Consider the following 20,925-nt stretch of genomic DNA (forward strand, 5'->3'; position numbering starts at 1 on the left):
AATCACCACAAGTCCGGGGGTGACGACTTCCACAGCACCGAGCTTCGGCGCGGTCGATGCGCGGGAATGCGTACAGTTGATCTGCGAGCCGCGAGCCCCGCCGCACAGCCCTCGGGAGTCACGATGACCACCGAACGCTCGGACGACGTCCTCGACGCACTGGACGCCCGTCTCCTGCTCCTGCTCACCGACGAGCCCCGGCTGAGCGTGCTGGAGTGCTCGCGCCGACTCGACGTCGCACGCGGCACCGTGCAGGCACGGTTGAACAAGCTCAGCGAACGCGGAGTGCTCACCGGCTTCCCGCCCGCCCTCGACCTCGCGGCGATGGGCTACGAGCTGACCGCGTTCGCCTCCGTGGAGATCGCACAAGGGCGACGCAGCGAGGTGATCGCGGGTCTGGAAGCGATCAACGAGGTGTGCGAGGTCCACGCCACCACAGGCGGGGGTGACCTGTTGGTGCGCATGGTCGCCCGGTCCAACGCCGACCTCCAGCGCGTCACCGACGAGCTCGTCGACGTCGCCGGTGTCCAGCGCGTGTCGTCGTCGATCGCGCTGTCGACCCCGATCCCCCCGCGCATCCGTCCGCTGCTCGAACAATTGCTGTAGTCGTCCACGCGGGGCGGTGTCGGCGCTGTGGCTCGCCTATGGCGACCGTGGACTCTCTGCCACGGCAGGGCTCTCGGTGTCGGTGAGTCCGCTCAGCGCGGATGGCAACGGGTCCCGGTGCACGACCCCGAGGCGTTGAGTCGCGCGAGTGAGAGCGACGTAGAGGTCAGCGGCGCCACGGGGTCCCTCGTCGAGGATCCGCTCCGGTTCCACGACCAGGACCGCGTCGAACTCCAAGCCTTTCGTCGCCGACGGCGCCACCGCACCGGGGACCTCGGATGGGCCGATCACGACGCTGGTGCCGTCGCGACCGGCTTCGGTGCGCACGAACTCCTCGATGGCGGCGGACAATGCACCCTCGTCGACGCGCCTCGACCACGGCTGGACCCCGCACGCGCGCACCGACTCGGGCGGTTGAATCCCGGGCGCGAACTCCGCGAGCACGCCGGCGGCGACGGTCATGATCTCCGCCGGAGTCCGGTAGTTCACCGACAGCGGCCGGTAGACCCAGCGACCGGGCACGTACGGTTCCAGCATCGTCTCCCACGACCTCGCTCCGGCCTCCGAACGGCGCTGGGCTAGATCGCCGACGATTGTGAACGCCCGGGCAGGACAGCGCCGCATCAGCACCCGCCAGTCCATTTCGGACAACTCCTGCGCTTCGTCGACCACCACGTGCCGGTACGTCCAGTCCCGGTCTGCGGAGGCGCGCTCGGCGAGTTCGCGAGTGTCGTGCTCGACGAACCGGTCCGCCAGGTCCTCGGTCTCGACGAGATCCTGGGCGAGCAGATGGTCTTCGTCGTCCATCAGGTCCTGGCGGTCCGTCCGGAGAATCTCCAGCACGCCCGCGGCGTAGTCGGCCTGGGCCTTGCGCTCCCTGGCGGCGGACGCCGCCGCGGCCCGGTCGGCCGCCTTGTCCCGGCCCAGCAGATCGACCAGTTCGTCGAGCAACGGCACGTCCGAGACCGTCCAGGCATCGCCCTCGGCCCGCGCCAACGCCTCGTCGGCACCGGCAGCGCGCAGCCGTTCCGGGGCCGTGTAGAGCGATGCCAGCAGCGATTCCGGGGTCAGCACAGGCCAGAGTTCGTCGATCGCCGCCGTGAACGCGTCGTTCTCCGCGAGCTCTGCGAGCACGTCCGCCCGCACGTCCGCCCACGCCTCGCGATCCTGCCGGGTCAGCCAGCCTCTTCCGATGCGGGCGACCGCGCGCTCGGCGAGCACGTACGTGACGATCTCGACGAACACCGCGCGGGCCTCGTTGTGCGGCTGTCCGCTCGCGCGCGCCTCGTCCCTGGCCCACTCTGTGGTTTCCTCGTCGATCCACACCGCGACATCGGAGAGCTCGATCGGGAGTGGCTGGTCCGGCAGCCGTTGCCGATCGCCCACCGCCGCCGCAAGCACGTCCAGGATCGTCAGAGAACCTTTCAGCCGGGCCACATGCGCAGGGTCCTCCGCGACGACGTGCATGCCGGGAACGAGGTCGCCGGGCGTCATGAAAACCACGTCCGACTCACCCAACGACGGCAGGACACGCTCGATGTGGTTCAAGAACGCCGGATTGGGCCCGACCACGAGTACGCCGTGGCGTTCTACGCGCTCCCGCTGGGTGTAGAGGACGTACGCCACGCGATGCAGCGCCACCACTGTCTTGCCCGTCCCCGGGCCACCTTCGATCACGAGCACACCCGGATGATCGAGGCGAATGATCTCGTCCTGTTCGGACTGGATGGTCGCCACGATGTCCCGCATCCCGTCGCCACGCGGGGCGTTCACCGCCGCGAGCAGCGCAGCGTCCCCTCGACCGCCGGCGTCGGGGCGACCGAACTCCTCGTCGGTGAAGTCGACCACGTGCCGTCCGCGGGTGTGGAACCGACGGCGTCGGCGCATGTTCTCCGGACTGACAGCGGTGGCGACGTAGAACGCGCGCGCCGCTGGCGCCCGCCAGTCGAGCAATACCGGCTCGTAGTCGTTCTCCTCGTCGACGAGGCCGATCCGGCCGATGTAGACCCGGTCCCCGTCCTGCGCGTCCAACCGTCCGAAACACAGTCCGTTGTCCGCCACGTGCAGCCGCCGCGTCTGCGCGGTGAGTGCTCGCACCTGCACGTCTCGTTCGACGGGAGTGTCCTCATTTCCCCGCAGCGCCGCGTCGTAGGCCTCCTGCACTCGTGCGCGCTCGGCGTCGAGCCGGTCGTAGAGCGCAGCCACGTAGTGACGCTCGGCCACCAGTTCTCCGTCGTACTCCTCAGTTGACACATGCCCCTCACAGCGGATAAAGTGAACCCAGAGTCGGCACGTTTCCGTTGTTTATCGGAGAACGAGCCGACTTTCTAGTATTCACCTCGTGTCAAGCGTCCGACTACAGTCTTTCTTCGCGACGACGGGCACACTGCTCACCGCCGAGGGGCGCACTCGTCGAACTGCGCGCCGTGCGGAGCAGCCGAGCCGTTCCACGCCATTCGGCACCACGGCAGTCGCAACGCCTCCGTCGTCGTGACGTCGTGCGGCGCAAGTTCCTCGACGTCGGCTGCGTCCCGGTACGGCGCGAACACGGAGTCCACATAGCGGTGCCCGGTGTCGGCTGCGACGAACACCACCGTCCGTTCCGGGGCCAGGCGCCGTTCCCACCGTGCGGCGAGGTATCCCGCTCCGGACGAGAGTCCCGCGAAGATCCCGAATCTGCGGAGGAGTTCCACGCTCCCGGGAACCGCGGCGTCGAACGAGATCCAGTGCACGGTGTCGTAGAGCTTGTGCCGGACGTTGCCGAACGGGATGGAACTGCCGAGTCCCGCGATGAGGATCGCCGGGTCGACGACGTGATCGCTGCCGAAGGTCACGCTGCCGAACGGCTGTACTCCCGCGACGTCGACCGAACCGTGGCGCCGAAGGTATGTGGCGAGCGCACCGGTCGAGGCTCCCGACCCGACGCCGCCGACCAGGGTGATCTCACCGCGCACCTCGCGCGCGATGCGGTCGGCGACCTCGCGGTAGCCGAGGTAGTGAACCTCGTCGTGGTACTGCCGCATCCAATGATGTCGCGGATTCTCGCTCAAGATCTCCCGCACCCGGCTCACCCGGAGGTTCTGGTCGAGCTTGAGATCCTCCGACGGACGCACTTGTTCCACGGTCGCGCCCATGATCTCCATCTGCACTCGCGCAATGGTGTCCACAGTGGTCGATCCGACGATGTGGCAGCCGAGCCCGTGGCGGTGGCAGGCCAGGGCCAACGCGTAGGCATAGATGCCGCTGGAGGAGTCCACCAGAGTGTCGCCGCGCCGTACCCTCCCGTCGGCCAGCAGACGGCTCACCGCCGCGTTCGCGGAAATCACCTTCATCGTCTCGAACCGCACGCAGACCAGCCCGTCCGTCAGGCGCACCAGCGCAGGTGCGCTCACCGCCTCAGCGATGTGGTCGTACACCGGCTCCCACTCCTTCCCGCCGCACAGCACGTGCGGAGTTCGACGCGACACACGTCCCGGACTGCGGGTTCCCGCCCGCGCGGAAGACGACCGTCGCCGTCATGTCGTACTGAGCCAGTAGCGTCGTGCCCCACTCGAGGCACCGCGCCAGATCCGGGGAACGCGCGTCCAGGAGGATTCCTGCGACGTTGCCGCTGTGTGCCACCTGGACCCCGGCAGCGCCGCATCGACGGGCGATGTCCTCCAGTGCCTCGAACTCCTTCTTGGGCAAGAGCGACTGGTTCAGTCGTGCGCTGTGCGTGCATGCCTTTCCAAGCAAGCCAACGTCCCCTGTCGCGACCGCACGCCGGACGTCGGTCCGAAGGCGCTCGTAGTCCTCGACCGCTGCGACGGGGACGTCCGGCAGGGACACGGTGTCGACGGCGGCGGCGTTACCGGTGGTGCACCCGAGAACGACCATCGGAGGCAGGTTCGGGCCCAGCACCTCCAGCGCGCGCCCGTTCCGCGGACCGAACAGCACGGGACGCTCGTCCAACATCAACGGGTCGCACGCGGTCTCGGCCTCCACCGCGAGGCTTACCGTGGTCTCCGGGGGGAGTCGGACATCGAACGCGGAGGCCACCGCCCGGATCGTGGCCAGCACGTCGCTGGTGGACGATCCCATCCCGATCCCCACCGGGACGTCGCTGTCGAGGACCAACCGGCCACCACTGCCCCGCACACCCGCGAGCTGGGCACACCGACGGGCCGTGATCTCCGCCGCTCGGCGGGCCTTCGCACGGTCGGCGTTCACTACTGCGATGTCACCGAGGCCGCTGTCCGGAATCCGGGTGAAGTGGGCGGAAGTGCCGTGCTCGGTCATCGGCAGCGTCACCAGTGCGCGGCACACCGCGCCGCCGTCCGAGCGGAACACGCCCTGGATCAGCTCACCGAAATGACACGGCGCGTGACCGAATCCTCGCAACATCGGGGCACCGTCAGCGCGAACCCTGTCTGGTGCGGACCGAACCGCATCTCGGCTCTTCACCGATTTCGTCATGCCGCAGTCACCTCGGCACGACGCGTCAGCAGCAGCGACGCCACCACGGCGCCTCCGGTCAAGACGCCGAAAACCACGGCCATTCCGGCGAACCCGGCGAGAGCCAGACCGACTCCGCCCGCGGCCGAGCCGACGAACACTCCAAGGCTCATGCCCGCCGCGTTGAGGCTCAGCGCCGAACCACGCAGGCTCCCGCAGCGACGGACCAGCAACGTGGTCACACACGCCGCCACCGTCGCGTGGCCGAGCCCGAGCACGGACGTGCACACCAGGGCCACAGCGAGGCCTGGGCTGAAGTAGAACCCGACGACAGCACACAAGGCTGCCACGGTGCCCGCGAGGAGCATCCGTTCCGGAGCCACGCGAGAGTGTCCACTGTTCACCACGCGCCCGATGACCAGGTTGCCGACGAAGAACGACGCACCGGACAACGTCCACACGAACGCGAACACCGTCGGCGTCAAGGCGAACCTCTGCTCGTAGAACGCGGCCAGGTAGGCGAGATAGCCCATGAAAGCCGCCGTCCGGAGGAACGCGACGAGCAGCAGCGGGAACACACCGCTGATGGAACTCAGCGCTCGGAACGACGCCCGGTAGCCGAGTGCGGACTTCCCGCCACCCGGTGCCGACGGTGAGGTTCGGCCACGCCGCACGAGAATGACTGCCAGCAGGATTCCGATCGCCGCGACGGCGACCAAATCGCCGCGCCAGCCCCACACCAAGGCGGGTAGTGAGATCAGCGGCGCCGCGAGCATCGCGGTCAGCGATTGCGTGGCCGTCATGAGGGTCGCCGCCCGGCCCGCCGCCTGCTGCGAGGTGTAGTGGTCGGCCGCCGCGGTCATCAAGGCCGGAGTGAGCATCGCCGTCGCCGCTCCGATCAGCAGGCAGAACCCGGCCAGTGCGAGCAACTCCCCCATTGCGGCCAGTAACGACGACGCCGCCAGCAGGAGCAAGGACCCGGCCGCGACGCTCGTCGTGGAGACACGGTCGAGCAACGGCGCGAGAGCGGTGCCGACCAGCAGCGCGGCAAGGCCGCCGAGACCACGCAGCCCGCCCATCACCGCGACGCTCGTGCCGGCGTCCTCGGAGATCGGGACCAGAAACGTGCTGAACACCGTGAAGGGCACCAGTCCGAGCGCGGAAGCCAGCATCAGCGGCCACAGCGTGGCGCTCATCCGCAGGTCTCCAGGAACCGCGTCGTCGACCGCGCCCGGTGCCTCCGCGTCGCGCGCCGCCGTGGTTGAGCCTCCTGTGCTCATGCGCTCACCCCGGCGCGGGCGTCGGCGCGGTACCGGTACAGCGAGGTGGGTTGCGCACTGAACTGCGAGAACGGGAACGGCTCCGCCGAAACCGCGCTCACCCCGTGCCCGACGAAGGCGCGAGCGACCGCGCTCGCCGATTGGGCGTACACCACGAGCGGGATGTCCCGTTGTCGGCATCGCCGCAGGATCTCGTCGAACGAGCCGTTGCCCACCGTCATCCCGGTCGCGACGATCGCGTCGGCTTCGTCGAGTACGCCGCTCATGGACCGAGCGACCGGGTCGCCCCAGTGCGTCTCCCGCAGTGTGAGGTCGCACGGAAGGCACTCCGCGCCGCGGGACCGGATGGCGGCCACGAGTGGATTCACCACACCGATCAGCCCGACCTTCTTCCCGGGGTCGACCTCGAGGATTTCGGCGATCGCCGCGTCTCGTGCACTCGCACGCACCTCCGGCGTCCCGGCGGGCAGCAACACCTCTTCGGCCTCGCCCACCGCGTGATGCGGCCTCAGATGTGCGAGGTAGGCGTCCAGCGCGGCGGTCCGCAGTGGCGACGACTCCGACTTCAGCAGCGTCTGCAGCGTCGATCCGGACGCCGAATGGCAGACCGACGGATCGAGTTCGCCCGATTCGAACGCGCACGCACCGAACACCTCGCCCACGCGCACGAGGACGTACTGGTTGAGGTACGTGACCCCGCCACCTCGCAGCCGGGTTCCGTGGTGCAGCCAGAACACGCTGGTCGCGACGAGCCTACTCGGTTCGGGCCCGAGTCGTCCCGTAAGCACGTTCTCGCTCAGCTCCGCCACCGACGCTCCAGGTTCGGCGCTGTGCTCCCGACCGTCCCTGAGGTACAGCATGCTTTCCTTTCGTCGTGTGTTTTTGCCTGCCGCCGGCTGCGCTTCGTCCCGCACTCAGCGCCCGACCGAACGCAGATAGGCAGCCAGATCCTCTGCGGCATCGAGGTTGCGCGGACCGCTGACGGCCTCGCCGTAATCGAGTACGTGGAATCGGTTCTCGCGCACCGCGGGCGTTCTTGCGAGCGGCGGGAACGACTTCAGGAACTCGATCTTGTCCCGCACCGGCTGGTCTCCGTAATCGACCACGGTGATTACGTCCGGCTGCGCGGCGACGACGCTCTCCCAACCGACGTTCGTCCACCGCTCGTGCAGATCCCGTGGCACGTGCTCGCCGCCGGCGAGGTCGATGATCGCGCTCGGCGCCGCCTGTGTCCCCGAAGTGAACGGCTGATCGGTCCCCGAGTCGTAGACGAACACGTTCGCCGGATCTCCTTCGGGGCGGTCACTGCGCAACGCCTGCGCGCGCCGTTGCAGGTCGGCCACCACCTTCGCGGCACGGTCGGGCACGCGGAAGATCGTCCCGATCTGCCGCAGGTCCGTGTAGAGCGCCTCAAGCGGAGGCACCCGCACCGGCTCAGCGCCATAGTTGAAGCAGCTTTCGGTGAACAGATAGCTCTGGATACCGACCTGTTCCAGCAATGCGGGCGTGATGCCGCGTTCCTGACTGAACCCGGAGTTCCAGCCCGCCAGAACCCAGTCTGCCTTCGCCTCGACCACGACCTCACGGCTGAGCACGTCGGTGCCGAGTACGTCGACGGACTCGTAGTCCTTCCGGAAGGGCGATCGCGAGGCGGGTGCTTCGGCGGTGGACGGCAGAACGATCCCCCGTAGCTGATCCGCCAGCCCCAGCGCGAACATCTTCTCGGTGGCACTCATGTCGTAGGCCACAGGCCGTTCCGGGAGCGGGTAGGTGACGTCTTTGCCGCAGTTGTTCACCGTCACCGGCGGCGGCCCGGCTTCCGACTCCGGTTGCACCTGTGCGCCGCATCCGGTCGCCAGCAGGCAGCTCGCGAGCGCGGCAGCGGCATACGCCCTATTCGTCTCATGGTGGTTCATGATGTCGCCTCTTCCGATGTGGACGGTCGGCTCAGCGCGTAGAGGACCTGCGGGTCGCCGGTCGCCGGATGCGTGATCGACGTGGCCTCCACGCCGAAGACCGTGCGAATGAGTTCGGTCCGCAGCGCAAGCCCCGGCTCGGCGAACTCGCGAAGCATTCCGTCTCCGAGCACCGCGACGCGATCACACGTCGCCGCGGCCAGGTTCAGGTCGTGGAGCGCCACGACGACGGTGCGCCCGCATCCGCGCAGATACGACAGCAACGCGATCTGGTGCCGCACGTCGAGGTGGTTGGTCGGTTCGTCCAGGACGAGAACCTCCGGCTCCTGCGCGAGTGCGCGGGCGAGGAACACGCGCTGTCGCTCACCACCGGAGAGACCGACCACGCTGCGTTCGGTGAGCGCCAGCAGGTCCATCGCGCGCAACGCGTCCTTGCACACTTCTGTCTCACGCGCCGTGAGGCGCCGGTTCCCGCGCAGGTGCGGGTATCGGCCGAGTTCGACGATCTCGCGCACCGTGAAGTCGAGTTCGGTGCGGCTTTCCTGAGTCAGGGCCGCGACCCGGCGCGCGTTGTCCCGCAACGAGACCGAGGCGACGTCCGCACCGCCGACCCGGACGACTCCGGACGTCGGACGCAACGCGCCGAACAGGCACCGCAGCGCCGTCGATTTCCCACTCCCGTTGGGCCCGACGAGGCCGACGACCTCACCGCTCCGGACGTCGAGGGTCAGCCGGTCGACGACGGTGCGTCCGGCCATCCGCACCGTCACGGCATCGAATTCCACCCGCATCAACGACCTCCGAACAAGTAACCGCGACGACGCATCAGCGTGATGAAGACCGGAACTCCCACCAGCGCAGTGATCGCACCCAGTGGCAGCTCCCGCGGTGCGACGACCGTGCGGGCGAGCAGATCCACCCACACCAGGAAGATTCCGCCTGCCAGCGGAGCGATCATCAGGACCCGGCCGTGCTCGGAGCCGACCACGATGCGCACGACGTGCGGCAGCACCAGGCCGACGAAGCCGACCGCACCGCTGACGGCCACCAGCGCTCCGGTCACCACCGCCGTGATCAGGAACAACGTCCGCCGCAGAGACGACGTGTCGACGCCGAGACTGGCCGCGGTTTCGTCACCCAACGACAGCACGTCCAGCGATCGGCTCCGGCCGAGCAGCAGCACGATCGCCACCGCGACCGCGAGTGCAGCGATCGGCAGTGACCCCCACGTTGCCGCTCCCAGACTGCCCAACAGCCAGAACAGAACCGTGCGCGCGGCGTCGCCGTGCGGCGAGAAGAACACCATCACGCTCATCACGGCTTGGAACCCGTACGCCAGAGCGACACCCACCAGCACCAGACGCAGCGGGCTCAGTTCTCCGCGCGTCCTGGCGGCGAGGTAGACCAACACCGACGCGGCGAGCGCGCCGAGGAATGCCGCCAACGACAAGGCGTAGACCCCCAACGAGGCGAAGACGCCGAAGGCGACCACCGTCGTCGCGCCCACCGAAGCGCCGGACGAGACCCCCAGGATGAACGGGTCGGCGAGCGCGTTGCGCACCATCGCCTGGACCGCGACGCCGATCACGCTCAGTCCGGCACCGACGACCACGGCGAGCAACACGCGGGGCGCGCGGACCTCCCAGACGATCGAATAGGTGGCGACCTCGTCGGAGCCGATCCGATCACCGGTGAGCGCCGCGAACACGTAGCGCAGTGTCTCCGGCAGCGCGACCGAGGTAGGGCCCGACGCGACGGCGACGAGCACGGACAGTGCCAGGACGACGACCAGCACGAGCATCGTGCCGCGCAACCTGGCCGGTGAGTCGAGCAACCGTCCGGTTTCGCCGTGCTCCACGGTGGACTCGGTCACGAGTTCCACCACCGTTCTCGGCACGCGTTTTCTCCACGCCGGTCCATGGCGTCCTCCAGATCACTTCGACATCGCCGACCACGAATACCGCGTGGACGGCGTCGTTCATTCGTTACCGAACCCCCGGGAAGAGCATTCTATACACACTCAAAGAAATATCAAGACTCGTGTTCACCAGCGAAAACAAACAAAAGAATGCGCATGGCTCGATCTATCGCAAATCCCGCGAAAATCTATTCGCATACGGCGATACGAGCATGAATTCAGAGCGGCACTGCGCACCGGCGTGAGCCTTTTTGGTGGCCAGAGCCACCAAAAAGGCTCACGCCGCCACGGGCCCCGAGCAGCGCGTGCCGATCATCCGAGTTCGAGCGCGAGGTAGAGGTCGACCCGGTCGCCGAACCGGCCGAGGTCACGCCCGGTGATCTCCTCCACCCGCTTGATCCGGTAGCGCAGGGTGTTCACGTGCACGTGCAGCCGGGAGGCCGCACGCGACCACGAACACGCCGTCTCCAGGAACACCGCGAGCGTGTTGATCAGGTCCGACTGATGTTCGGCGTCGTAGTCCTGCAAGTCCCGCAGCAGCCGCCTCCGGAACGACTCCTGCACGGTGTCCGGGACCGCCGCCAGCAGGAGCTGATGCGTGGCGATCTCCGAACCGTCGACGACGCACGCACTCCGCGAACCGCTGTCCGTCGAGCGCGCGCCACGGTCCAACCGATGCCGTGCCAGCAGCCGCGCGTGCCGTGCTTCCTCGATCGCGCCGCGTAATGCGTTCACCGGGACCGCGGCGCTCACTCCCATACTCACCGTGGCATTCCCCAGCGCGGGGTCGAGTGCCTGCACGCGGCGGCGCAGCTCGGTGAGCACCGCGACCGGGTCGTCCGGGGCGCGCAGCACTGCGAACACCTCGTCGTCGGTGCGCCCGGTGATCGCCGGGAGGTCGAGCGCGGCGGCGAGTTCGGCCAGCATCCGCTCGGTGAGCGCCGGGCCGTCGCTCACCTCGGCCGCCACGACCCATGCGGGACGGGCCGTGTCGTGGCCCAACGCCGCCAATTGAGCGTTGATCTCCGGCTGGGTACCGTTTCCCTCCGTGACGAGGCGCAGGACCGTCCCGACGGCTTGTGCGGCCACGCGTCGCCCTTCGTCGAGACGGGACCGCACTAGTGCCAGCGCCGTGCCCAGTTCGGCCACCATCGCGCTGTCGACTTCGTGGGCGCCCGGAATCGCGACGAACCAGTCGGCGACGCGGGCCTCGTCCGCGTTCCCGACTCCGAAGACCGTCATCGCAGACTCGGATTCCGGCTCCACGAACACCGGCGCACGGGAAGCACGTAAATAGGCATCGATCATCATCCGGCGGGCGGGGGCGGTGAGCTCTTCTGTCATCCCCGCCTCGGCGACGAGTCTGTCCATCGTGGACATGATCAGGCATCCGGTGCCCCATTCCGATGCCACCAGACGCGCGAGGTCGCCGGTGTCGGCCCCGTCGGCCACCGCCGACACGAGCGGACCGCGTCCGCGGCTCGGGGTGGACCGCTCGGCCACCACGTCGAGGATCACCCGGTCCGAGACCGAGTTGAAGCTGACCGTCACCGGCAGTTCCAGCAACGGAACCCGCCTCCGGCGACACGCGTTCACGAGATCACGCGGCGTACTGCCGAGCCGCGCGGTTCCGGCGACCAGCGCCGCAACCCCGGCCTCGGCGAGTGCAGCGACGAACGCGTCGGAATCCTCGGGCCCGTCCCGCCACATCAAACCGGACAGCACCAGCTCACCGCCGGTCAGATAGCGCCGTGGGTCCCGCAGATCCGTGGTGTAGACCCAGCGGATCTCACGGTCGAGCTCCTCTCGCCCGGCCAAGAGCCGCAGACCCAGCTCGGGGTCGTCGAACAGGGTGCGAAGCCGCACGGCGCTCCTCTCGACGGCCGGTTGTAGGAAACCACAATAACGGCGTCCGGCGTTCCCGGTGTTTTCGTGCGTTCCGCCGCTATCGCGCGTTCCCGCACGACCTGTGTACTGCATCACACGCCCGCACCACCGACTCCGAGGACGGTTCCGTGGACTTCCTCCGGCCCACCAGCTGGGCAGACGCGCTCGCCGCGAAGGCCGAGCATCCCGACGCGCTCGTGATCGCAGGCGGCACCGACGTGATGGTCGAGCTCAACTTCGACCAGCGTCGACCGCCCGCTTTGCTCGATCTCGGCGGCGTGGTCGACCTGACGGGATGGGATGTCCACGACGGGCGGATCCGGCTGGGCGCCGCCGTCCCGTACGCCCGCGTCATCACCGAGCTCGGTGACCGGCTGCCCGGGCTGGCGATCGCGTCGCGCACCGTCGGTTCACCGCAGATCCGCAACCGAGGCACCGTCGGCGGCAACCTCGGCTCGGCTTCCCCCGCAGGCGACGCCCACCCTCCGCTGCTGGCCTGCGGAGCCGATGTGGAGGTGTGCTCGGTCCGGGGCACTCGGACCGTGTCGATCAGCGAGTTCTTCACCGGGGTCAAGCGCAATGCCCTCGAACCCGACGAACTGGTCGCTGCGGTCCACCTCGACGCCGCGTCGGGGCCACAACAGTTCTCCAAGGTCGGCACCCGCAACGCGATGGTGATCGCCGTGTGCACGTTCGCTCTCGCCCTGCATCCGCGGGAGCGGACCGTGGGAACCGGCCTCGGCTCGGCGGCGCCGACTCCGCGGAGAGCCACCGAGGCGGAGCAGTTCCTCGCCGAGGAGCTCGCCGACACCGGGCGCTGGGACGTGCCGACAGCGCTGCCGGACAGCGTGAACGGCAAGTTCGGCGATCTGGCCGCTGCCGCCGCCGCACCGATCGACGACGTGCGCGGCAGCTCCGACTATCGCAAGCACGCGATCCGGGTGCTGGCTCGCCGAACCCTCGGATGGACATGGAACGACTACTGCGCCGGGAGGCAGCAATGCGCGTGAACGTCACCGTCAACGGACGCAGCCACCAGGCCGACGACGTGTGGGAGGGCGAGAGCCTGCTGTACATGTTGCGCGAACGCCTGGGTCTGCCGGGATCGAAGAACGCGTGTGAACAAGGCGAGTGCGGCTCCTGCACGGTCTACCTCGACGGCGTTCCCGCGTGTGCGTGTCTCGTCGCTGCAGGGCAAGCCGAAGGCCGCGACGTCGGGACCGTGGAAGGTCTCGCCGACGGCGCCCAGCTCGACCCCGTGCAGGAGGCGTTCGTCGAGACCGGTGCCGTCCAGTGTGGATTCTGCACGCCCGGGCTCCTCGTCGCGGCGCACGATCTGCTGGAACGCGACCCTCGACCGTCCGACACGGACGTGCGCGAAGCGCTGGCGGGCAACCTGTGTCGCTGTACCGGGTACGAGAAGATCCTCGACGCCGTCCGGCTCGCGTCCGATCGGCGTGCGGAGAGGTCGCAAGCATGACCGCGACGGCACGTGTCGTGCTCACCGGCGCCGCGATCGCCACCGTCGACGCGGCCGGTACCGAGTACGACGAAGGTCACGTCATCGTCGAAGGCGACCGCGTCGTCGCGGTCGCACCCGGCGAACCCGAGTTCGACCCGTCCGCGCGGACCGTCGACGCGAGCGGGTGTCTCATCACCCCGGGGCTGGTCAACACGCACCATCATCTGTACCAGTGGCTCACCCGCGGGCGGGCGCAGCAGTCACCGCTGTTCGACTGGCTCACCGAGCTGTACCCGGCGTGGACTGCGCTCGACGAGGAGAACACCCTGGCGGCCGCCACCGCCGGGCTGGCCCAGCTGGCACTGTCCGGGTGCACCACCGCCGCCGACCACCACTACGTCTTCCCCCGCCACGGCGGCGACGTCGCGGGGTCGGTCGTCGCCGCCGCGGACCGGGTGGGCACCCGGTTGCATCTGGTCCGTGGCTCGATGGACCGCGGGAGGGCGCACGGTGGACTCCCGCCCGAGTCCCTCGTCGAGGACACCGACGAGGCGCTGGCGGGCACCGAGGCGGCGATCGATCGGTTCCACGACCCCGCACCGAATGCCGCGGTGCGCGTGGCCGTCGGTCCGTGCTCGCCGTTCTCGGTGTCCGACCGGTTGATGCGCGAGAGCGCGTCGCTCGCCCGGCGTCGCGGCGTGCGTCTGCACACGCATCTCGCCGAAACGACCGAGGAGCATCACCGCTGCCTTGCCGAGTTCGCCCGCACCCCGGTCGAGTACGCCGACGAGCTCGGCTGGCTCGGCCCCGACGTGTGGCTGGCGCACGGTGTGCACCTCTCCCCTGCCGCCGTCGCTCGGCTTGCCGCGACCGGCACCGGCGTCGCGCACTGTCCCAGCTCCAACGCACGGCTCGCCGCCGGCACGGCCCCGGTCCGCGATCTGCTCGCCGCCGACGCGTCCGTGGGACTCGGAGTCGACGGCGCCGCCTCCAACGAACACGGTGGACTCGGCGACGAGATCCGGCAGGCGATGCTCGTCGCACGGCTGCGGGATGGCGCGCAGGCGCTCACCGCGCGCGAGGCGTTGTGGCTGGCCACGGCCGGCGGCGCGCGGTGCCTCGGCAGGCAGCACGAACTCGGTTCGGTGGAGGTCGGCAAGCTCGCCGATCTGGCGGTCTGGCGCGTCGACGGCATCGGCCACGCCGGAATCGCCGACCCCGTCGCGGCGCTGGCGTTCGGCGCGTCGCCGCCGCTCGAACTCCTCATACAAGGCGGGCGCACGCTGGTCGAGGCAGGCGAACTGACAACGGTTCCGGCCGGCGAGGTCGCTCGAGATCTCGCCGCCGCCAGCGCGGCGTTCGCCCCGACCAGCGCCACAGGCACAGCCCCCAAGGAGGTCCTTCGATGAGCACGCGCACCACACCCACCCGCACGCCGCAGGATCTCGACGACACGATCGCGGGTGAGATCGGCGACTCGCCACGCCGCCCGGACGGCACCCTCAAAGTGCGCGGTGAGTACGCCTACGCCTCGGACCTGTGGGCGGAGAACATGCTCTGGGGAGCGACCCTGCGCAGTCCCCATCCCCACGCTCGTATCGTGTCCGTGAACACGGCACCCGCGCTGGCCCACCCCGGGGTGTACGCGGTGCTCACCCACGAGGACGTCCCGGGGCGCAACCTGTTCGGACTCAAGACCGTGGACCAACCCGTCCTCGCCGAGGACGTCGTCCGATATCGCGGCGAGGCGGTGGCGCTGGTGGCCGCCGACCATCCCGAGACGGCACGGCGCGCGCTCGACCTCGTCGAGGTGGAGTACGAGGTTCTCGAGCCGGTGCTCGATCCCGAAAGCGCCGCACACGACGACGACGTGCCGCTGCTGCACCCCGATTCGGGCGACGACCGCAACATCGTGCGCTACCAGCCGATCGTCTCCGGCGACCCCGACGCGACCGCCGATGTCGTCGTCGCCGAGACCTACACCGTCGGGATGCAGGACCAGGCATTTCTCGGCCCGGAAGCGGGGCTGGCCGTGCCCGGCGACGACGGCGGGGTCGACCTCTACCTCGCCACGCAGGACCTGCACTCCGACCTCCGGCAGACCGCCGCGGCGTTGGATCTGCCGCAGAACAAGGTCCGGATGACGTTGTCGGGAGTCGGTGGCGCCTTCGGCGGCCGCGAGGACCTGTCCATCCAGATCCACGTCTGCATGCTCGCGTTGCGCACGGGCCGTCCGGTCAAACTCGTCTACGACCGCGAGGAATCGTTCTTCGGCCACGTGCACCGGCACCCGGCCACGATGTACTACGAGCACGGTGCGACCCACGACGGCGATCTCGTGTACATGCGCGCGAAACTGTACTTCGACGGCGGTGCCTACGCCTCGAAGACACCCGTCGTCGTCGGGAACGGTACGAGCCTCGGGACCGGCCCCTACGTGATTCCGAACGTGCGGATCGAAGGGTGGGGCCTGTACACGAACAACCCGCCGTGCGGCGCGATGCGCGGTCTCGGGGCCGTGCAACCGGCGTTCGCCTACGAGTCCCAGATGGACAAACTCGCCGACGCGCTCGGCATGGACCCGGTGGAATTCCGTGCCCGCAACGCAGTGCGGCGCGGCTCGGTTCTGCACACCGGACAGATCCTCGACTATCCGGCTCCGGTCGCCGAACTCCTGGACCGCGTGCGGAACTTGCCGATGCCGACCGAGGATTCGCTCGACTCCGATGTCCGCTCCCTGCCGGGGGGCGCGTCGAACACGACCCGGCGCGAGAACGTGGTGCGTGGTGTCGGGTACTCGGTCATCATCAAGAACGTCTCCTACGCCGAGGGCGCCGACGACTACTCGACTGCTCGGGTCCGCCTCGAGATCGTCGGCGGCGAACCGATGGCGATGGTGCACACCGCGGCCGCCGAGGTCGGGCAGGGACTGCTCACCGTCCAGCAGCAGATCGCACGCAGCGAGCTGGGACTGGAGAAAGTGACTCTGCACCCCAACGACACCAGCGTGGGCGAGGCCGGATCCAGTTCGGCCTCCCGTCAGACCTACGTCACCGGTGGGGCGGTGCGGAACGCGTGTGCGGCCGTGCAGGAGCGAGTGTTCGCCCGCGTCGTCGAGCGTTTCGGCCCGGGCCTCGGCGAACTGTCGCTCTCCGGCGGAAAAATCGTGTCCACTACGGACGGAGTTCTCGTCGATCTCGTGGACCTCCTCGGCTCCGACTCCGTGGACGAGACCCGGGAGTACCACCACCGCCGCACGTTCCCGATGGACCCGACCACGGGACAGAGCGCGCTCGTGCACGTCCAGCACGCGTTCTCCGCGCACCGGGCGGTCGTCGACGTCGACACCGAGCTCGGTCTCATGAAGGTCGTCCAGCTGGACTGCGCCCAGGACGTCGGCAAAGCGATCAACCCGGAGGCCGTCGTCGGGCAGATCCACGGCGGCTCCGCCCAGGGACTGGGACTCGCCGTGATGGAGGAGATCCACGTCCGGGACGGCTCGATCCGCAATCCGTCGTTCACCGACTACCTCATCCCCACCATGGTCGACATGCCCTCGATGCAGGTCGACGTCCTCGAACACGCCGACCCGCACGCGCCGTACGGCGTGCGCGGCGTCGGCGAACCGCCGACGATCTCGGCCACGCCGGCCATCGTCGCGGCCATTCGCGCCGCGACCGGCCGCCGCCTGACGCATGTTCCGGTCACGCCCGGCCACATCACCGGCATCGCGTGAGAACCAGCACCACACTTCTGAGGAGACTTTCGTGAACACCTCCGTACAGCCCACTGCCGCACCCGCTACCGAACGGCAGTGGATGGACCGAGCGATCGACCTGGCGACGACCAGCGTCGCCGGAGGTGGCGGGCCGTTCGGCGCCCTCGTCCTCCGCGGCGGGGAGCTCGTCGGTACCGGCAACAACCAGGTCACCACCCTGCTCGACCCGACCGCCCACGCCGAGGTGACCGCGATGCGGCACGCTTGCCGCGAGCTGGACACGTTCTCGCTCGACGGATGCGTCCTGGTCACCTCGTGCGAACCCTGCCCGATGTGCCTGTCCTCCGCGCTGTGGGCACGGATGGACCGCATCCTGTTCTCGGCGAGCCGGGACGACGCCGCGTACGGCGGGTTCGACGACCGGAAGTTCTACGACCTGTTCGAAACGAAACCTCGCGCCGTCTGGCCGATGCAGGTCGAGCAGGTCGACGTGCCGCACCGCACCCGGCCGTTCGAGGCGTGGCTCGCCAAAGACGACCGAATCGACTACTGATCCGCTGAGAGCGGCATTGTCGAGCTTGGGTGGGTGGTCCGGTACCGGAGCCCTCACCTTGCTGCGGCTCGTCACGTACGAGGCGTGCCCCACGGGCACAACTGCCAGTTTCCCAACTGAACTCTGAGTGCGCGGAGTGATCTGCGTTCGCGGTTCCGCTGCTGTCCGGCGCGCATAGACGACCGGGCCAGTTCCCGACCGCAACACGAAACCCGCGCGACCACTCACCAGGGGCGGTCACCGTCCCACCGTCCTCATCCAGGACAGAACACGCCGCGGGCCGACGACCGGGTCGTCCCGCGGCCCATCGGACGTGCGTGCCACGTGCACGGAAGACGTCCCCGGCCACGCACGGCGGGAACCCGTACGCCGGAGCGCGGTTCTGGCACCAACGCCCCGACAGGTCCGCCCGCCACACGGCTCGGGCGGGGGCGCCCACCGGCACGGGAGGACTCACCATGACTCACACCGACAGCACCAGCAGACAACCGGACCATCCGGATCCGACTCTCCCCGCGGCATCGTGGGTCGATCGGTTCTTCCGCATCACCGAGCGCGGGTCCAGCGTGGCCCGCGAGCTCCGGGGCGGGCTCACGACCTTCGTGGCCATGGCCTACATCGTGATCCTCAACCCGATCATCCTCGGCTCGTCATCGGACGTCACCGGCCGTGTGCTCACGAACGCCGAACTCACCACCGCCACCGCGTTCACGGCGGCCTTCGCGACCGTCCTCATGGGACTCGTGGGCAACGCGCCACTGGCGATGGCCTCCGGACTGGGGGTGAACGCGATCGTGGCGTTCACGATCGCTCCGGTGATGACCTGGCAACAGGCTTTCGGACTCGTCGTCCTGGAGGGCCTGTGCATCATCGTGCTCGCCGTCAGCGGACTGCGACAGAAGATCATCGAGGCGATTCCCGACGCCCTGAAGATCGCGCTCACCGTGGGCATCGGCGTCTACATCGCCTTGATCGGCCTGGTTCAGGCGGGCTTCGTCAGTCGCGTCCCGGACGCGGCGGAGACCACAGTTCCCGTTCAGATGGGCGAGCAGGGACATCTGCAGGGGGCACCCATCGCGCTGTTCTGCGCGACGCTGCTACTGATGATCGTGCTCATGGCCCGTCAGGTGCGCGGCGCCATGCTCATCAGCATCGGAGTCGGGACCGTGGGCGCCGTCGTGATGAACTCCGCGCTCGGGCTCTCCGAGGACAACTGGGGACTGATCCAGCCCACCCTGCCGGACAGTCTGATCGCCGCACCGGACTTCGGCCTGTTCGGGCAGATCGACCTCGTCGGCGGGTTCGCCGCGGCCGGCGGCGTCACCGCCACCGTGTTCCTGTTCACCCTCGTGCTGTCCGGGTTCTTCGACGCGATGGGGACGATCACCAGCGTCGCGAACCAGGCCGGGCTCACCCGCAACGGAAAGGTCGAGGGGATGGGCCGCATCCTGACCGTCGACGGCGTCGCCGCCGCAGCGGGCGGAGTGACCGGATCCTCACCGAACACGGTGTTCCTGGAATCGGCCGCCGGCGTCGGCGAGGGAGCGCGCACCGGTCTCGCGAGCGTGCTGTGCGGCGGGCTGTTCGGCGTGGCACTGTTGTTCACGCCGATCGTGTCTATCGTACCCACCCAGGCAGCCGCGCCCGCATTGGTCGTCGTCGGCGCCATGATGATGACCCAGTGCCGCAACCTGCCCTGGGACGACAGCGACTACGTCATTCCGATCTTCTTGACGGTCACGCTCATCCCGTTCACGTACATGATCACCAACGGCATCGGTGCGGGCATCGTCGCGTTCACCGTGATCAAACTCGCGAAAGGCCGGGCTCGCGACCTCAACTGGTTCGTCGTCGTGCTGGCGGTCGTGTTCGGCCTGTACTTCGGCATCGAGGGAATCGAAGCGCTGTTCGCGGGACAGTGAGCACGTCAGTCCGAAATGGAGTGTGAAGGCCGTGCACGACATCGCAGCGACGCTCCGGGAGTGGGCGCGGGACGGACACGAGTACGCCTTGGCGACCGTCGTGTCCACTGTCGGCAGTGCTCCCCGCGGCGTGGGCAGCAGCATGGCCGTCCGCGGCGACAGTGTCGTCGCGGGAAGTCTTACCGGCGGATGCGTCGAGGCCGCCGTGCACGACACGGCGCTCGACGTACTCCGTACCGGCACACCTCGGCGGGAGCGGTTCGGTTACTCCGACGGGGACGGCCTCGCGGTCGGACTCACCTGCGGCGGCGAAATCGACGTGTTCGTCCAGCCGGTTCCGGTGGACGATGCCGCCGTGGGCACCGTTCTCACCGCGCTCAGTGAGCAACGCCCGGTCGCGTTGGCCAGCGTGACTGACGGAGGCCGAGTTGCTCCCGGCAGGCGCTACGCGGTCGATGCGGCGACCCGCGAACCCGACGACGACCTCACCGCCACGATCGTTTCCGAGGCGGCCGGAATGCTGGAACTCGGCCGCAGCGGCGTCCGTACCGTGTGTGCCTCCGAGGACGCCCGGGAGATCGAGATGTTCGTGCAGACGTGGGCGCGAGCGCCCCGGATGCTCGTCTTCGGCGCCACCGACTTCGCGCGCGCACTCAGCGATCTCGGCACGTTCCTCGGCTACCGGGTGACGGTGTGTGACGCACGGAAGACCTTCACCTCGCGGGCTCGATTCCCCGCAGCGGACGAGGTCGTCGTCGACTGGCCCCACCGCTACCTCGCACAGGCCGAGACGGACGCACGCACGGTCGTGTGCGTACTGACGCACGAAGCCAAGTTCGACGTGCCGGTGCTCGTCGAGGCATTGCGGCGCGACCTCGGATTCGTCGGTGCGATGGGTTCGCGCCGCACGCACCGGGATCGGCTGCGGCGGCTGCGGGAAGCGGGTGTCTCCGAGGACGAGATCGCACGGTTGCGCTCGCCGATCGGCCTCGATCTCGGCGGCAGAACACCGGAAGAGACCGCGCTGTCGTTCGCGGCCGAGATCACGGCTCGTCGTCGGGGCGGTAGCGGAGCGCCGCTGACGGAGTCCCACGGTGCGCTGCACCACGAAGCGCACGGTGCGCAGCGAGGCGAACGGCACTCTCGCCCCACGAGACGAGGCGAACGTGCCGTTCGCTCGGTGTAGCGGATGGGGCGAACGGCACTCTCGCCCCACTGGACGAGGCGAA

At 68.9% G+C, this 20,925-nt stretch carries 17 protein-coding genes; 8 read left to right on the forward strand and 9 right to left on the reverse strand.

What is annotated here, in order from left to right; genetic code table 11:
• Positions 1-123: 123 nt before the first annotated feature.
• Positions 124-606, forward strand: coding sequence for an Lrp/AsnC family transcriptional regulator (locus GIY23_RS11800; protein ID WP_154076701.1), 483 nt, complete (start codon positions 124-126; stop codon positions 604-606).
• 36 nt (positions 607-642) lie between these two features.
• Here the strand turns inward: GIY23_RS11800 and helR are convergent, their stop codons facing one another.
• From helR to GIY23_RS11845, 9 genes are all read right to left on the reverse strand, one after another.
• Positions 643-2,859, reverse strand: a complete 2,217-nt coding sequence (gene helR, locus GIY23_RS11805) for an RNA polymerase recycling motor ATPase HelR (RefSeq protein ID WP_187351852.1) — start codon at positions 2,857-2,859, stop codon at positions 643-645.
• 137 nt (positions 2,860-2,996) lie between these two features.
• The gene (locus tag GIY23_RS11810) at positions 2,997-4,022 is read right to left on the reverse strand and encodes a pyridoxal-phosphate dependent enzyme (RefSeq protein WP_154076702.1); all 1,026 of its coding nucleotides are present in this window, start codon (positions 4,020-4,022) and stop codon (positions 2,997-2,999) included.
• On the reverse strand, positions 4,003-4,989 hold the full coding sequence (locus GIY23_RS11815; RefSeq protein WP_154076703.1) for a GHMP family kinase ATP-binding protein: 987 nt from the start codon (positions 4,987-4,989) through the stop codon (positions 4,003-4,005). The genes GIY23_RS11810 and GIY23_RS11815 overlap by 20 nt, the downstream gene beginning before the upstream one ends.
• A gap of 68 nt (positions 4,990-5,057) precedes the next feature.
• Entirely contained in the window at positions 5,058-6,320 is a 1,263-nt protein-coding gene (locus GIY23_RS11820) for an MFS transporter (protein WP_154076704.1), read from the reverse strand.
• On the reverse strand, positions 6,317-7,129 hold the full coding sequence (locus GIY23_RS11825; RefSeq protein WP_228717241.1) for a Rossmann-like domain-containing protein: 813 nt from the start codon (positions 7,127-7,129) through the stop codon (positions 6,317-6,319). Before GIY23_RS11825 ends, GIY23_RS11820 begins: the two co-directional genes overlap by 4 nt.
• Positions 7,130-7,234: 105 nt before the next feature.
• Positions 7,235-8,236 (reverse strand): ABC transporter substrate-binding protein, encoded by a 1,002-nt coding sequence (locus tag GIY23_RS11830; protein ID WP_154076706.1) that lies wholly within the window; start codon positions 8,234-8,236, stop codon positions 7,235-7,237.
• Entirely contained in the window at positions 8,233-9,027 is a 795-nt protein-coding gene (locus tag GIY23_RS11835; protein WP_154076707.1) for an ABC transporter ATP-binding protein, read from the reverse strand. Before GIY23_RS11835 ends, GIY23_RS11830 begins: the two co-directional genes overlap by 4 nt.
• Positions 9,027-10,037, reverse strand: a complete 1,011-nt coding sequence (locus tag GIY23_RS11840) for a FecCD family ABC transporter permease (RefSeq protein WP_154078792.1) — start codon at positions 10,035-10,037, stop codon at positions 9,027-9,029. The genes GIY23_RS11835 and GIY23_RS11840 overlap by 1 nt, the downstream gene beginning before the upstream one ends.
• A gap of 429 nt (positions 10,038-10,466) precedes the next feature.
• Positions 10,467-12,020, reverse strand: a complete 1,554-nt coding sequence (locus GIY23_RS11845) for a PucR family transcriptional regulator (RefSeq protein WP_187351853.1) — start codon at positions 12,018-12,020, stop codon at positions 10,467-10,469.
• A gap of 149 nt (positions 12,021-12,169) precedes the next feature.
• Here GIY23_RS11845 and GIY23_RS11850 point away from each other — a divergent pair, with 149 nt between their 5' ends.
• From GIY23_RS11850 to GIY23_RS11880, 7 genes are all read left to right on the forward strand, one after another.
• The gene (locus tag GIY23_RS11850) at positions 12,170-13,051 is read left to right on the forward strand and encodes an FAD binding domain-containing protein (protein WP_154076709.1); all 882 of its coding nucleotides are present in this window, start codon (positions 12,170-12,172) and stop codon (positions 13,049-13,051) included.
• Positions 13,042-13,521 carry a (2Fe-2S)-binding protein gene (locus tag GIY23_RS11855; protein ID WP_154076710.1) on the forward strand — a complete coding sequence of 160 codons (480 nt, stop codon included), beginning with the start codon at positions 13,042-13,044 and terminating at the stop codon, positions 13,519-13,521. The genes GIY23_RS11850 and GIY23_RS11855 overlap by 10 nt, the downstream gene beginning before the upstream one ends.
• Entirely contained in the window at positions 13,518-14,912 is a 1,395-nt protein-coding gene (locus tag GIY23_RS11860; protein WP_154076711.1) for an 8-oxoguanine deaminase, read from the forward strand. The genes GIY23_RS11855 and GIY23_RS11860 overlap by 4 nt, the downstream gene beginning before the upstream one ends.
• Entirely contained in the window at positions 14,909-17,239 is a 2,331-nt protein-coding gene (gene pucD / locus GIY23_RS11865) for a xanthine dehydrogenase subunit D (protein ID WP_154076712.1), read from the forward strand. Before GIY23_RS11860 ends, pucD begins: the two co-directional genes overlap by 4 nt.
• A gap of 82 nt (positions 17,240-17,321) precedes the next feature.
• Positions 17,322-17,774 carry a nucleoside deaminase gene (locus tag GIY23_RS11870; RefSeq protein WP_228717725.1) on the forward strand — a complete coding sequence of 151 codons (453 nt, stop codon included), beginning with the start codon at positions 17,322-17,324 and terminating at the stop codon, positions 17,772-17,774.
• A 458-nt stretch (positions 17,775-18,232) separates the two neighbouring features.
• Positions 18,233-19,696: an NCS2 family permease gene (locus GIY23_RS11875; RefSeq protein ID WP_154076714.1), complete on the forward strand. Its 1,464-nt coding sequence runs from the start codon at positions 18,233-18,235 to the stop codon at positions 19,694-19,696.
• A gap of 31 nt (positions 19,697-19,727) precedes the next feature.
• Positions 19,728-20,882, forward strand: a complete 1,155-nt coding sequence (locus tag GIY23_RS11880; RefSeq protein ID WP_154076715.1) for an XdhC family protein — start codon at positions 19,728-19,730, stop codon at positions 20,880-20,882.
• Positions 20,883-20,925: the final 43 nt, after the last annotated feature.

The sequence above is a fragment of the Allosaccharopolyspora coralli genome (genome assembly GCF_009664835.1).
Classification (GTDB): Bacteria; Actinomycetota; Actinomycetes; order Mycobacteriales; family Pseudonocardiaceae; genus Allosaccharopolyspora; species Allosaccharopolyspora coralli.

Coding starts and splice junctions, on each gene's coding strand:
- GIY23_RS11840 (WP_154078792.1), bottom strand. CDS start 10,037: ATGCTCGTGCTGGTCGTCGTCCTGGCACTGTCCGTGCTCGTCGCCGTC.
- GIY23_RS11870 (WP_228717725.1), top strand. CDS start 17,322: ATGGACCGAGCGATCGACCTGGCGACGACCAGCGTCGCCGGAGGTGGC.
- GIY23_RS11860 (WP_154076711.1), top strand. CDS start 13,518: ATGACCGCGACGGCACGTGTCGTGCTCACCGGCGCCGCGATCGCCACC.
- GIY23_RS11835 (WP_154076707.1), bottom strand. CDS start 9,027: ATGCGGGTGGAATTCGATGCCGTGACGGTGCGGATGGCCGGACGCACC.
- GIY23_RS11875 (WP_154076714.1), top strand. CDS start 18,233: ATGACTCACACCGACAGCACCAGCAGACAACCGGACCATCCGGATCCG.
- GIY23_RS11830 (WP_154076706.1), bottom strand. CDS start 8,236: ATGAACCACCATGAGACGAATAGGGCGTATGCCGCTGCCGCGCTCGCG.
- GIY23_RS11855 (WP_154076710.1), top strand. CDS start 13,042: ATGCGCGTGAACGTCACCGTCAACGGACGCAGCCACCAGGCCGACGAC.
- GIY23_RS11800 (WP_154076701.1), top strand. CDS start 124: ATGACCACCGAACGCTCGGACGACGTCCTCGACGCACTGGACGCCCGT.
- pucD (WP_154076712.1), top strand. CDS start 14,909: ATGAGCACGCGCACCACACCCACCCGCACGCCGCAGGATCTCGACGAC.
- GIY23_RS11820 (WP_154076704.1), bottom strand. CDS start 6,320: ATGAGCACAGGAGGCTCAACCACGGCGGCGCGCGACGCGGAGGCACCG.
- GIY23_RS11815 (WP_154076703.1), bottom strand. CDS start 4,989: ATGTTGCGAGGATTCGGTCACGCGCCGTGTCATTTCGGTGAGCTGATC.